Below are 13,300 nucleotides of genomic sequence, written 5' to 3'. Positions count from 1 at the left end.
GCCCAGCCGTCGGAGGTCAAGAATGAGCACTCCCTTTCTTGGGGAAATACGGATGTTCGGTTTTCCGCGCGTGCCGGTCGGCTGGCAAGCCTGTGACGGCACTCTTCTCTCCATCGCACAAAATGATGCGCTTTATGCGCTCATCGGCACGACCTATGGCGGAGACGGAGTGAATACCTTCGCTGTACCGGACATGCGCGGCCGTGTGCCGCTCCATTTTGGCAACGGACAGGGGCTGACACCCCGTGTTCTGGGCGAGAGGGGCGGCACCGAAAACGTAACGCTTGCGAGCACGCAACTGCCTGCGCACAACCACCCGATGTTCGCGACCACGGCGACGGCTGAGAGCACAAAAGTCGATGCGACGCTGGAGCTCGGTACGCTGGGGAGCGATACCCTCTACGTAACCGACACGTCCAACCTTACCGGTTACAACACCTCGCCGCACTCGACCCTGCCCACAGGCAATTCAGCGCCACACAACAACTTGATGCCGACGCTGACGGTGCAGTTCTGCATCGCCACAGCCGGTGTCTTTCCGTCGCAAGGCTGATCGAGCCAGCCACCATCTCACAGCAAGGGGATAATAATGTCAGAGCCTTTCATCGGTGAAATCCAGTTGTTCGGCTTTCCCTTCGCGCCCAAAGACTGGGCGATTTGCAACGGCACGCTGTTTCCCATCCAACAGAATACCGCTTTGTTCTCGTTGATCGGCGTGATCTATGGAGGCGACGGCCGCACCAATTTCCGGCTGCCGAACTTCACCGGGCGCGCCGGATGCACGCAGGGCGGGGGCCCTGGCCTCACCCCCCGCGACATCGGGGAGACGTTTGGCGAATACAGTCACACGCTGGACTCGACGGAAATGGCGGCACATTCTCACGCCTTTACGATTTATAACCAGTCGGACACGGCAAAGAAGGCGAATACACCTTCGCCTGGTAATTCGCTGACCCTGCCCGCCCAAAGTCAGATGATGGCGTTGGATGCCACCCCATATGCGCAGTTTGCCGCAGCAATGATCGGCCCGACGGGCAACGGACAATCACACGAAAACCGGCAGCCCTATCTCGCGGTGAATTTCTGCATCTCACTTGCAGGCGCCTTCCCTGCATTCGGATGACAAGGCCCGAGCAAGCTCTCGACATCGCTTTTCCGACGCGGGAAGCACCTCCCCACGTCCGAGTTACTGGCTTGTCCCTGCGCCATGCGACATCGAACGACGTTCCGTTTCTGCTCGAGCTCTATCGCTCCTTCCGGGCGGACGAACTGGCGCCGGTACCCTGGCCGCCCGAACGGAAACTCGCCTTCCTCGATCAACAGTTCCTGTTCCAGCATCGCCACTACATGGCGACCTTTGCCGACGCGGATTATCTGGTCGCCGAGGCCGAATCCCAGCCGATTGGGCGCGTGTATCTGGATTGGAGCAAGGACCGATGGCTGATCGTCGACATTGGGTTTCTTCCGCAATGGCGTCGCCAGGGCCTGGGGACGAGGCTTATCTCAGCCATCCAGCAAGAGGCCGCCCTCGCAGCGGCCACAGCCATAAACCTGCACGTCGAACAGCACAATTTCCGGGCTCAAGCGCTCTATTACCGCCTTGGGTTCCGAGCGGTTGAAAACGGCCCGTCACACGTCCGGATGGAATGGCCTTGCAGCAAGCACGCCGAAGCAGGTGATCTCTGACCGCCCACTCTAGCGTCAATTGAAAACAGCCTGGTAGACGATGCCCTGCTTGTCGCGTGCGACCGGCACGAGAAAAATATCGAGCGCCCCGAGCGACGCATTTTTCAACCGATAGATCTGCTGCGGCAGCACGATCGCCGAACCGCTGCGGAAGACGAGGGAAAAGGGTGCGCGAAGCATGCCGGGCATGATCTGCGTGGTGCCGGGTGTGGCTTCCGCCAGGGTCAAGGGCATCGTGCTCTCTCCCAAAGACAGATCGAACGCCTGACCGACGCAACCCGCGAAATGTTGAAGCGTCAGCAATTCCATGCGCGGATCCCCTTGGTGATTCCCGTCTGGGTCGTTCCCGACGTTTCTACACCATGGAAGTTGAACACAAAAGCCTCAGCCGGTGAGGATTGGCAGGTAGCTATTTGAGAACGGCAAAAGTAGGCAGCTGCGCGAGCACCGCACTCCGCAACCGCGAACATCCCCGCCCGCTCTGCCATCGCGATCACTGCAGCAGTCGCGCGAGCCCGGTTCGAAGGTCGGTTGCACAGCGATAGTTGAGTTTTGCCTGGAGCGCTTCAACACACCCGCGCGATCGCCTGACTTCACCCAGGAGGCCGTCGATATAGGTGAGATCCGAGCGGCTGCCGGTTTCCTCGATCATGATCCGCGCAAGGTCGCTGATCGACGTCTCGACACCGCTGCAGACATTGACGATGCGCGCGCCCGTGTCCCACCGGCCAAGCGCGTGCAGCAATGCCTCGACGACGTCATTGACATGGACGAAATCACGGGTCTGGCGACCATCGCCATGGATGGTGATGTTTTCACCGCGCTCCAGCCGCTCGGCAAACTTCGCGATCACGCCGGAATAAGGAGACGATGGATCCTGCCCCGGCCCGTACACATTGAAGAAACGCAAGCCCAGGCTCGCGATACCATAGACCTCGTAGGCAGACCGCGCGTGAAGCTCGCAAGAAAGCTTGTCCGCACCGTAAGGCGAAAGCGGAGTGCAACGTCCGGTTTCGGAAAGCGGCAGTTCCTGGCTCGCCCCGTAAACCGCGGCCGATGAGGCGTAGACCAGCGGAAGATGCGCCTGGGAATGGGCAAGCTCCTCGATGATCGTGAGGAAACCGGTTATGTTGATTGCGTGCGATGACGTCAGTTGGCGCTTGCACCGCTCCACCGAGGAGATCGCCGCCAAATGGATACAGGCATCCACATTGGCGAGCGCGCGGCGCAAGGCGTCGCGGTCGAGCACCGACCCCTCGATGAAGGTCGCAGCCTGTGGGACGTTCTCTCGCTTTCCCGAACTCAGATCGTCGAGGATGGTGACGTTGTGGCCGGCCGTCACCAGCCGCCGGGCAAGGTGGGCGCCAATGAACCCGGCTCCACCGGTAACCAGTATCCTTTTCAAGTCGATTTCCCTCGCGACACCTCATCGCGATCGGAGGCGCCTGGATCTTAAGTGCAGGTGGTTTGTCTGAGCCGCCGAGCCGGCCCGGAGCGCGACCGGCCCTCGGGCAGTGCGTCCGTGACCGGACCTTCCGTCTGGGTTGCAATCTTCCCTGTCGCCCGGGCGGCGTCAAGGCTTCGGCCACCAGGTTTACCGTTTCGCTGAGATGTCGTCGCTTGGGAAAGCAACAAAGCCGAGGCGTGTCCCAGGCCAGACCGGTTGAACCGCCCAGTGCCTTAGGGCGCGGGGCAACCAAGGATCAGGTCTTCGACCTCGGATCCTGAGCCGACGCGCATCAACACCGTGAACCGGCCGTCGGCGCCGACCTCGAAAAGCGTTCCCCCGTTTTCGCCCTTCTCGTTCGTCCGGGTCACGATCAGCAGGCTTCCGGCGCCGCTCAGATAGGATCGAATGTTGGACACGGCCAAGCGGATCTGCGCGTTGGAGAAATAACTCCTGTTGAGAATGTTCGCGGCTCTGACGAGATCGAAGCGGCCGGCGAAGTCCGGCGAGCGCCGCATGATGTCATCCTCGACGAATGCGATGGAATCGTCGCGCGACAACGACCGCGTGATCATTTGAACCGGCTCGCTCCTGCCGCTGCGGATCAGCGCGCGAAGGCGCGGCTGCAGCATCGATTTTGCCAGTTGGCGCGGGATAAAGGCAAGGGACACATAGTCGAGCCGTCGGATCCAGGGGCGGATCGCAAGACCGGCGACATCATATTGCAGCGGCCAACCTTCCGGATCGGCAAGAACGCGAACCCCCGGCGCCACGTCGACGATGTGCGCGTCGATGAAGAGGTCGGTGGCGGTGATCTTCGGTTTCGCCCCGCAGGCCTCGAGGTATCGCAACAGCTCGACCGTCGTCACGCCGGTGGAAACGCCGACATCGAGCACCTCCCGCAACTGCCCTGCCCTTTGCGAAAGCAAGGGCCTGAATGCCGTTTCCAGCTCGCGAAACCGCGACGGCTGCGTGAGCTTGAAGGTGCCGTTTCGCATCTTCAGTCTTGCGAAGAACTCCGACTCCCGGACCCAGTCCGTCGAGCCATCGTTTCCCGAATAAAATTGCCGGGCGCTCATCACCATGGTCGGACAACCTATAAAAATTGCCTGCGGCTCTCGAACCCTGGGGGGCGTCTGACAGCGGCCGATTGCTCTGCCGCCTGCCTTTCCAGACAGGGGCTCAGCGCCCGCTACAACAATCCTGAGGGTAAACTGGCCGACATCGGCTCCCAAAACATGAAAACGACAACAGTTAATTTCAGTATATTCGAAAACAATGCAGGGATAATACCAACTCCCCAGGAGATTCCAAGTTACATTTCAGCAGTTGCTTTCGAATGAGCCGCTGCGTGATGCCACGATCCCGGTGGCCCGATCGTGTCGTCTCCTGCTTTCTCCACATCCCTCCGACAGAACGCCGCGACTGCTCAGGGCAGATCCTGTGACGGGTGCGAGGAACGGCGGAACCGAGAGGCGCCGGTATCTGCGCCGGCCGTCGTCAATGTCGGCGGACCGGGCTTGATCAGATCGTAAAGATCCTCGTAGCATGAGACGGTCCGGTCGATCGAAAAGCCCTGCGCACGGCGGCGCGCATAGGCTGTTGCAGCGCTATATTTCTCACCATCGCTGGCAAGTTCTCGAATGCGGTCGGCAAGCTGCCCGTGGTTTTTCGCCGGGAAGCGGTAGGCGTCGTTGTCAACGACGACGGCCAGCCCTCCGACATCGCTGACCAAGACCGGCAGGTCCGACGCCATCGCCTCAACCACCGCCACGCCGAAGCCTTCCCAGTGGGAGGATTGCACATAGAGATCAAGGCGGCCTAGGAACGCCGGGATATCCCGGACCAAGCCGGAAAAGTGGACGCGCTCGCGCACGCCCAGAGCACCGGCGAGTTCTTCGACGATCGGGCGGCGATCCCCCACACCGGCAAAGACCGCATTGACATTGTCCGGAAGCCGCTGGAGGGCGCGCACGATGGTTTCCTGGTCCTTCTTCTCGGTGAAGCTTCCGACCATGCCGATGTAGAAGAGGCCATCCTGTCTCGGCCTGCGGTCGCGCGCCGACGCAAACCGGTCCAGGCTGACGCCGTTTTCGACGATGTGGATTTTCGCGGCCATAGGCGCCAGCCATTCGGACAGGTGGTCGCGGACAGGTGTGCTGATCGCCGCAACACAGTCGTAACGGCCGTAGACCCAGCGTTCGATACCGCGCAACCACCGCCTCGCCCTTCGGCGGTTCCAGGTGTTGTGCTCGGTGTAGATTTTCCGAAAGGGCAGGAGCGCGCAAAAATAGAGGGACGGAAAAAGGTGGACGTGCACGACGTCCGCTGCGCGCATCGCGCGCCATGCTTTGGCGATCGAACGGGGGCTCGACAGCTTGACCGCGATGATCGTCACGGCAGCGAAGGCCGCGTCTTCCAGGAGCTCGTTATTGGCTCCCTTCCACACGATTACCGTTGCCGAAAACCGCGTCTGTCGCTGCGCCATTTCCACGACCAGGCGCTCGGCGCCGCCGTTTCCGTTAAGGTCGTTGATGATGTGAACGACGCTGCCTGCCATCGTAAGACAATCGCCTCAAATATCCCTCGAAGGCGATTATGCATAGCAACCGTCAATTCAACAACTATTAGTAATGTATACATCGAAAATTATGAGTTTCTCATTGAAGCGCTAGAAACACGCGCAACCGGAAAGTTTCTAGAAAATCATCGCCGCGGTTGTTTTTTCTTGGAGAACACTCGCGACTATTCTGAAAAAGGTGGAAATGTGCCCGTCAGATCAATGCCATGCGCTCAAGAAGCAGCTTGTTCACGGCATGCACGTCGAACTTTGATTGGGCGAGTTCGCGTGACCTGAGCCCCATGTCCGCAATCAGCGAAGGCGCTCTCAGGAAGCGGCACATGGCTTCAGCCAGTTGCTTGGCGTTGCGCGGCTCCACCAGGTAACCATTGAGCCCATCGACCACCGTCTCGTCGCAGCCCGGCAGATCGGTGGTGACCACCGCGCGCCCTGTCGACATCGCCTCGAGAATGCTGCGCGGTATGCCCTCGCGATAATAGGACGGCAGGACGAAGACGCTGCAATCGGTGAGATGCGGGCGCACATCCGTGGTTTCGCCGAGATAGTTCAGGCTGCCGTCCTTGACCCATCCGTCGATGGTCTCAGCCGAGATCGCGGCCGGACTGGGATCGAACTGCCCGAGAAGACGAAATTCGGCCTCCGGGAATTGTTGGCGGACGATGCGCGCGGCCTCGACATATTCGCCGATCCCCTTGTCCTTCAGCAGGCGGGCGACGAGCAGAAAGACCGGGCGCCCGCTGGGCGGGCTCGAAAACGCATAGTGGTCGAGATCGACCCCAGAGCCCGGGACCAGCGTTAGTTCGCGCTGATCGGAGATCAGCCTGCAGCTCTCGATGTCGGCCGAATCCGCACGGTTATAGGCAAAGACCCCGCCAGCCCCCTTGAGCGCCAGCCGGTAGAGCAGCACGCTCAGTTGCTTGATGCGGCGCCCGACCCACCGTTTGCTTGCGGCATCCGAGTAGACGTGGCCAAGGCCGGTCACGAGAAAATACCGTCGCTTGACGCCGGCCAGGCGGGCGGCAATGCCGCCATAGACGATCGGCTTCATCGTATAGGGGATCACGACATCGATCTGCCGTGAGCGTAGCAGCCGCCAATAGGACCAGAGCGTCGTCAGATCCGTCAGGGGATTGAGCCCCGTGCGTGCCATCGGCGCGCGGACGAACTCCACGCCGATCGCGGCAAGCTGACGGACGACGTCCTCGTCCTCTTCCGGCCCGACGGCCAGAACCGAATGGCCGGCCTCGACCAGGCGCCGCAGCAGCTCCAGGCGAAAATTGGTGAGCGAACGGCTGTAGCTCGAAAGCACCGCGATCCGCTGTTTCGGCACCACGCCGGCAACCGCCGATCCCGCGGCAACGGCCACCCGCTGTGGCGGATGCCTGACCGGAGAATAGTCGCTCGCGTCAATCAACATCAAGCCGCGCTCCATACAAGCGTTCGAAAGATCGCACAGATCACATCGGCATCGGCGTCGAAGGCGGCCCCCGCCTAAGGCTCGACAGCGCTGCTTGCAGGACATCGTCAGTCAGATGCGCGACATCGGCGTCGGCGGCCCCTTCCTCCCCGTCATCCGACGAGAGCGCCCCAGCCGTACCTTCGGCCGGATGCTTGTCGAAGCCGGGAATGAGGCTGTTCATGATCGCAAAAACCATCGCCTGGTCGCCGAGTTCGGCAAAAAGCTTCAGGCGCGCGAACATCTCCTTGAGTGTCGTCAGGGGCACGGCATTCGGGATCGCGCCGAGCACGCCCGGAATGGGAGAGCTGATGCGCTGCTCGCCGCTATCGAACAGCTCCTCATAGAGCTTTTCGCCGGGCCTCAGGCCGATGATCTCGATATCGATGTCCTTGCCCGGCGTAAGACCGGCAAGCCGGATCATCCGCTTGGCGATGTCGATGATCTTGATCGGCTCATTCATATCAAGAACGAAAATCTCGCCCTTGCCGATTTCGCCTTCCAGACCGTAGGCCGAAGCCTGCAGCGTCAGTTCGACGGCTTCGCGAATGGTCATGAAGAAGCGTGTCATGCGCGGATCCGTCACCGTCAGCGGCCCACCCTTGGCGATCTGCCGCTTAAACAACGGGATCAGCGAACCGCTCGAACCGAGCACGTTGCCGAAGCGAACGGTCATGAAGCGCGGGCCGGACCCCTTCTTCAGGCAATGAAGGTCGAGCGCCTGGCAATAGAGTTCGGCCAGCCGCTTGGTCCCGCCCATCACGCTGGTCGGGTTGACGACCTTATCGGTCGACACCTGCACCATCGCCTGCACCTTGAAGCGGCGGGCGGCATTCGCGACGTTCATCGTGCCGATCACATTGGTCAGCACGCCCTCGCAAGGGTTAAGCTCCACCATCGGCACATGCTTGAGTGCGGCAGCATGGAAGACGAGTTCCGGCCGATACTTGGCAAAGACGTCGTTGACGCGATTGGCCCGGCGGACGTTGCAAAGGTTTGCGGTCCGCTTGACGGCCGGATAGCGTTCTCCGAGCTCCATATCGATCGCATAGAGATTGTACTCGCAGTTCTCGACCAGGATGAGTTCGGCCGGTTCGCGCGCTGCCACCTGCAAGGTAAGCTCACTGCCGATCGAACCACCGGCGCCGGTGATCAGGACGCGACGGCCGCGGACGAGGCGCAGAATTGCCTCGTTGTCGAGGGCCGCCTGCGGGCGCTCCAGAAGATCCGTCAGCTCGATCGAGCGCAGCTCGAAACGGCTTTCCTGCTTGGCGCTCTTGAGTTCCGTGATCTGCGTCAGGCGCGATACGGTCATGCCACGCGCTTCGGCGCGCCGCATCACATCCTCCGCACCATCGCCAAACGCCGAAAGCGCTTCGGTAAAGACGACATGGCGCGGCAGCTGCCCACTCTCTGCGAGCGCACAGACCACACTATCGAAATCGCTGAGCGCACCGAGGATCGGAATGCCGCGCAAGGTCATATCCGTATGCTCCGGCGTCACTTCCAGGCAGCCGACCGGCTTATGGCTGCAATGCGGATCGCGGCGGAGCGCTCTCAGATAGAGGTCTGCCGCATGGCCGCTGCCGACGAGCAAGGTCGGGATCTGCTCGGCATTGTCCTCGGCGACCGGCTGGCGCCGGCTCGGGCGCAACGCCAGTTCGTCAAGCCGGAAGCTCAGCCGCGAAGCCGACAGGAATGCGGTCAAAAGCAGCGCCTCGAGCGGCACGACGCTTCGCGGCATATCCTGCAGGCGGTTCGCAAAGAACGACATCAACACAAGCGCCGCCGAACTGATCAAGACGGCCTGCAGGATCGAGCGCAGATCCGAAACGGAGCAGTAGCGCCAATCGCGGGCGTACAATCCGGCGACCGGAAAGGCGAGCGCACAGGCAAGAAGATATAGCGGCCCGGTCGATACCAGCGCCCAGATCAGCTCCGGACGAGTCGACATCGCGTCGAAACCGTAGCGCAGGAAAAAGGCGGCCACGAGCGCCAAAGCTGCAGACGCTATGTCCATCGCATAGAGCACACGCGATCGACGGACCTGCTTGACCGAGGATACGGCCGTTCTTGCCGCCAGGCGCAAAAGTGCGCGTCCGACAGCGGCAAACCAGGTGAATATGGTGAGGAACCTTGCCCAGTATCTCGCCATGGACGGCGGAGACGGGGCGACGGCTTGCGTGGGCTGGGCAGCGGCCTCGTTGCGATGCATGCGACACCCTTCGATCCATAGAACGCCATTCAACCGCCGCGCCGAGAACGGACGGACGAATGATGCGCCTTGAGACGTCATGTCTCGTTGAATTTGTTTGGAATAAACTTCTGATACCGATCAGATCGTACAAAGTTACCTGAAATTTATTTTATCTATGCACGGATACAAGCTTTGGTCTTCGCAATAAAATACGTCAACTTCGCCCAAACTCTCGCACGCCAAAAACTGCGTGTAAATTATCTTTTCGTTTTATCGGAAGCAATTTACCTAATTATCTTAGAACTCAATAGTATTACGGCAAATTAATCCATAGCCCTTTAGGATTAACCAGCGACCATTCCGCTCCTCCGGGAACAGAACGCACCGCTCGAAATATAGAAATAAAGTCCAAATTCCGAAAACAAACTCACTCATTCCGGCGCATAAAAATAGATATGATTTTCATTTCCAAAATTATCTAAAGAAAATCTTGCAGTACATCCGAAAATATACACCCGACAAATCTTAGCGCGATTGGAGAAGGCGCTTCAACACTCCCCAGCACGCACCTCGGAACCGCTCTCGGGTGACGGGCGAGCGACGCCGACAGCCCCCAGACCACCGGAGGCGGACCATGCCAAGGGAGTGCCCTGCGTATCAGCCGGCACGCGGTTCAGCGCAATCTTGCACGGGAAAGACCTTGTGGGCTCATTCCCCTGCAAAGGCACGTCGATAGGAGTCGGAAATCGGCCGGATCAAATACTCAAGGAAGGTGCGGTCGCCGAGTTCGATGAAGGCGTCGATCGGCATCCCCGGATGCAGTTGCTCCATGCGAACGCCGGCCGGCAGCGGGGTATCCAGGCGCAGCACGGCTCGGTAATAGGGCTCGCGCGTCGCCGGATCGGTCAGGCGGTCGGCCGAGACATGGGCAACCGTCGCTGAAACCTCCGGCGTCAGGCTGGTATTGAGCGCCGAGAGGCGGACCCTCGCCGGCTGGCCGACATGGACGACGTCGATGTCCTGCGGATGAATACGCGCATCGACGACCAGGTCCCCTGTCGGCAGGATCTCCATGATCTTTTCGCCGGGACCGACGACACTGCCGACGGCATTGTAGACCGAGGCGACCACAACGCCATCCACCGGCGCCTTGACGACGGTGCGCTCAAGCACCCGGCGTGCGGCCTCGACCTGTTCTTCGACGTCGGCGAGCCCGGTCTTCACCTCGTTCATCGCGGTCACCGCCTGCTCGACGCGCTGGGTCTTCAGTCGTTCGATCTGCTCACGCGCTTCCGCCACCTGCGTGCGGCTCGACGAGGCTTCCGCTTGCAGCATGCCGACCTGGCCGAGCAGGTCCGCTTCGACGCGGAGAAGCTGCGTGTACTCCGTGCGGTTCGTCAGCCCCTTTTCCAGGAGATTGAACTTGCGCTCGGCTTCGCTGCGCACGATCTGCGTCTGTTTCTCGACCGCCGCCTTCTGTGCGGCCAGACCATCAAGCCCGTCGTTCAGGCTTTCGACGCGCTGCTGCAGAATGACGGTTTCGGAGGTGAAGCGGGCAAGCCGGGTCTGAAACTCCTTGACCTGCTCTTCCGTCAGGTCGCGGCTTGCGGCCGACATCGTGGCCGGCGCATTGCCGATCGCGATCGTCAGATCCCGCTTCCCGTCCCGCTCGGCGGCAAGTCGCGCCTCCCGCGCCTTCAGTGCTACCCATTGCTTGGCAAGGCGATTGAGCTGGGTGCGGGCCACGGTGTCGTCGAGGACCACGAGCGTCTGCCCCCTTGCGACGGCATCCCCTTCACGAACCGCGATTTCGCTAACGATCCCGCCTTCCAGATGCTGCACGAGGACATTGCGGCCCGTGGCCGTGATCGTACCGGAAGCGACGGCAGCGCCGGAGAGCGGCGCCGTCGCCGCCCAATAGCCGAAGCCGACAAGGATGAGGGCAAGCGTGCCATAGCCGAGCCGGGCGACAAACCCGGTATCGGTCACGATCGCATCCCGCCAGGAACGCCGAGCACCCGCCGCCGTCATGGCCGGTCCCCGGTTCTGCCAGGCAGGAACGCGGAGATGTTTGCCGGCGGGAGGTTCGACGGTCGCTTGGCAGCGGCTGCCTTCGCGGCCCGGTCCGCCCGCTCGGACTGCGCGCGCCGCGCCACCTCGTCCGTTGGGCCGAAGTCATCAATCCTGCCATTCTTCATCACCAGGATCCGGTCACATGTCGTTGCGATCGAAATGCGGTGCGTGACGATGACGACCGTGACGCCGCGCTCCTTCGCGTCTCTGAGCGCCCGTCCGAGGGCCGCTTCCCCCTCACTGTCGAGGTTGGCGTTCGGCTCGTCGAGAACGAGAAGACGCGGAGAGCCGTAGAAGGCGCGCGCAAGCCCGATGCGTTGCCGCTCTCCGCCGGAGAGATTGTTGGAGCCGGGCCCGATCGGGGTCTGATAGCCCTTCGTTTGCGCCAGGATGAGATCATTGGCATGTGCCGCGCGCGCGGCCGCAACCACCGCCTCGTCCGCCGCATCCGGTTCGAAGCGCGAGATATTGGCGGCGATTGTGCCGGGCAGAAGCTGCACATCCTGCGCGAGATAGCCGATGAGGCTGCCGAGCTGCGCCGCGTCCCAGGTTCTCAGGTCCGCACCGTCGATGGTGATCGAACCCGCGGTCGGGGCAACGGCGCCGGTCAAAAGCCGCGCAAGCGTCGATTTGCCCGCCCGGCTCGGGCCGACAACCGCAACGCTTTCGCCGGCAGCGATCGTGAAATTCAACCGTTTGAGGATCGGCTCGGGGTCGGCTCCCGCGTCCGGCGAAACATAGAGCAGATCGCGCACGGCAATATCGCCTGCAGGATTCGGCAGCAGAAGCTTGCGGCCATCGGCATTGCCGGCCTCAATCACCTTTTCGAACCGCGTCCAGGCGCTGCGCGCTTCCATTGCCTGCTTCCAGATCCCGACCAGTTGATCGAGTGGCTGCAGTGCGCGGCCCGACAAGATCGAGGACGCAAAGATCATGCCGGCGGTCATCTGCCCCTTCAGGACAAGGGTCGCGCCGACGGCGAGGATCGCCATCTGCAGGATCATTCTGATCGATCGCGATATGCCTCCGAAGATGGCGTTGACGACGAGATTTCCGTCGGCTGCCGCAGTCGCGGCGGCAAACTGGCGCCCCCAGACCTCGCTGACATTGTTCGTCATGCCCATCGCACGCACCGTCTCGGCACTGCGGCTGAACATCTGCGCCGTCAGATTGGCGCTGGTAATCCGCTCCTGCGCGAACTGCGACGCCTTCTTGTTCATGTACTGATTAAGGAAAACCAGGAGCAGGATCACGATCGCGCCGATCGTCGTCATCAGGAAGAGCATTGGATGCAGGAGATAAAGCAGTGCCGCGAACACCGGCGAGAACGGCAGATCGAAGAGGACCGGCGTGCCGCGTGAAGCGATGAAGCCTCTGACGGTCGCAAGATCGCGCAAGGGCTGGATGTCGCCCGGCTCCCGGCCCGTTGCCGCGACCACGTTTGCAAAAGCCGCCGCCCCGAGCTCGCTGTCGAGCTTGGCCGCCATGCGCACGGCGTAGATCGCCCGAATCACATCGAGCAGGCCGAGGAATGCGAAGGCAAGGAACGCGATAATCGTCAGATAGACGAGCGTTTCGATGCTTGAAGAGGGCAAAACCCGATCATAAACCTGGATCAGAAACAGAGGCGACGTCAGCGCCAGCACGTTAACGACCGTCGAGAACAAGCCGAGATCGATAACGCTGCGCCGGAACGCAGAGCGTAAACTGCCGCTTGTGATTCTGTTGTCTACCATGCTGCAACGACACCGTTTCCAGGAATTTGAGTGGGGCCGTATCGATGGAAGTGTTCCCCGATGTCAACGTGCCGGGGGTTGAGTAGATACTATACATCTGTTGTAGCGGTTGCTTATAGATGCT

Annotated in this window: 11 protein-coding genes; 3 read left to right on the top strand and 8 right to left on the bottom strand. The window is 61.2% G+C overall.

Annotated features, from left to right (window positions below; genetic code table 11):
* Positions 1–22 precede the first annotated feature (22 nt).
* From ACIQUG_RS32790 to ACIQUG_RS32780, 3 genes are all read left to right on the top strand, one after another.
* Positions 23–553 (top strand): phage tail protein, encoded by a 531-nt coding sequence (locus tag ACIQUG_RS32790; protein WP_402326503.1) that lies wholly within the window; start codon positions 23–25, stop codon positions 551–553.
* Between the two features lie 36 nt (positions 554–589).
* Positions 590–1,123, top strand: a complete 534-nt coding sequence (locus tag ACIQUG_RS32785) for a phage tail protein (protein WP_402326502.1) — start codon at positions 590–592, stop codon at positions 1,121–1,123.
* Between the two features lie 71 nt (positions 1,124–1,194).
* Positions 1,195–1,686: a GNAT family N-acetyltransferase gene (locus ACIQUG_RS32780; RefSeq protein WP_402326501.1), complete on the top strand. Its 492-nt coding sequence runs from the start codon at positions 1,195–1,197 to the stop codon at positions 1,684–1,686.
* Between the two features lie 15 nt (positions 1,687–1,701).
* Here the strand turns inward: ACIQUG_RS32780 and ACIQUG_RS32775 are convergent, their stop codons facing one another.
* The 8 genes from ACIQUG_RS32775 to ACIQUG_RS32740 form a co-directional block, all read right to left on the bottom strand.
* On the bottom strand, positions 1,702–1,995 hold the full coding sequence (locus tag ACIQUG_RS32775) for a DUF6916 family protein (protein WP_402326499.1): 294 nt from the start codon (positions 1,993–1,995) through the stop codon (positions 1,702–1,704).
* A 184-nt stretch (positions 1,996–2,179) separates the two neighbouring features.
* The gene (locus ACIQUG_RS32770) at positions 2,180–3,091 is read right to left on the bottom strand and encodes an NAD-dependent epimerase/dehydratase family protein (RefSeq protein ID WP_402326498.1); all 912 of its coding nucleotides are present in this window, start codon (positions 3,089–3,091) and stop codon (positions 2,180–2,182) included.
* 275 nt (positions 3,092–3,366) lie between these two features.
* A complete protein-coding gene (locus tag ACIQUG_RS32765; protein WP_402326496.1) occupies positions 3,367–4,218 on the bottom strand; it encodes an ATP-binding protein in 852 nt (283 codons plus the stop codon).
* Positions 4,219–4,562: 344 nt separating this feature from the next.
* Positions 4,563–5,693: a glycosyltransferase gene (locus tag ACIQUG_RS32760; protein ID WP_402326494.1), complete on the bottom strand. Its 1,131-nt coding sequence runs from the start codon at positions 5,691–5,693 to the stop codon at positions 4,563–4,565.
* 214 nt (positions 5,694–5,907) lie between these two features.
* Positions 5,908–7,134, bottom strand: coding sequence for a glycosyltransferase family 4 protein (locus ACIQUG_RS32755; RefSeq protein ID WP_402326493.1), 1,227 nt, complete (start codon positions 7,132–7,134; stop codon positions 5,908–5,910).
* Between the two features lie 37 nt (positions 7,135–7,171).
* Positions 7,172–9,325: a polysaccharide biosynthesis protein gene (locus ACIQUG_RS32750; RefSeq protein ID WP_402326550.1), complete on the bottom strand. Its 2,154-nt coding sequence runs from the start codon at positions 9,323–9,325 to the stop codon at positions 7,172–7,174.
* Between the two features lie 750 nt (positions 9,326–10,075).
* Positions 10,076–11,356: an HlyD family type I secretion periplasmic adaptor subunit gene (locus tag ACIQUG_RS32745; protein ID WP_246764824.1), complete on the bottom strand. Its 1,281-nt coding sequence runs from the start codon at positions 11,354–11,356 to the stop codon at positions 10,076–10,078.
* A 38-nt stretch (positions 11,357–11,394) separates the two neighbouring features.
* The gene (locus ACIQUG_RS32740) at positions 11,395–13,176 is read right to left on the bottom strand and encodes a type I secretion system permease/ATPase (RefSeq protein WP_402326491.1); all 1,782 of its coding nucleotides are present in this window, start codon (positions 13,174–13,176) and stop codon (positions 11,395–11,397) included.
* Between the last annotated feature and the right edge of the window lie 124 nt (positions 13,177–13,300).

This window comes from Ensifer sp. NPDC090286 (assembly GCF_044769565.1).
Taxonomy (GTDB): domain Bacteria; phylum Pseudomonadota; class Alphaproteobacteria; order Rhizobiales; family Rhizobiaceae; genus Ensifer.
Note: the sequence above shows the minus strand (reverse complement) of the source record. Positions and strands in the feature narration are given on the sequence as shown.

Bases quoted from the DNA above. Each gene is read 5' to 3' on its own strand.
- ACIQUG_RS32790 (WP_402326503.1), top strand. From the start codon at position 23: ATGAGCACTCCCTTTCTTGGGGAAATACGGATGTTCGGTTTTCCGCGC.
- ACIQUG_RS32765 (WP_402326496.1), bottom strand. From the start codon at position 4,218: ATGGTGATGAGCGCCCGGCAATTTTATTCGGGAAACGATGGCTCGACG.
- ACIQUG_RS32760 (WP_402326494.1), bottom strand. From the start codon at position 5,693: ATGGCAGGCAGCGTCGTTCACATCATCAACGACCTTAACGGAAACGGC.
- ACIQUG_RS32785 (WP_402326502.1), top strand. From the start codon at position 590: ATGTCAGAGCCTTTCATCGGTGAAATCCAGTTGTTCGGCTTTCCCTTC.
- ACIQUG_RS32775 (WP_402326499.1), bottom strand. From the start codon at position 1,995: ATGGAATTGCTGACGCTTCAACATTTCGCGGGTTGCGTCGGTCAGGCG.
- ACIQUG_RS32740 (WP_402326491.1), bottom strand. From the start codon at position 13,176: ATGGTAGACAACAGAATCACAAGCGGCAGTTTACGCTCTGCGTTCCGG.
- ACIQUG_RS32750 (WP_402326550.1), bottom strand. From the start codon at position 9,325: ATGGCGAGATACTGGGCAAGGTTCCTCACCATATTCACCTGGTTTGCC.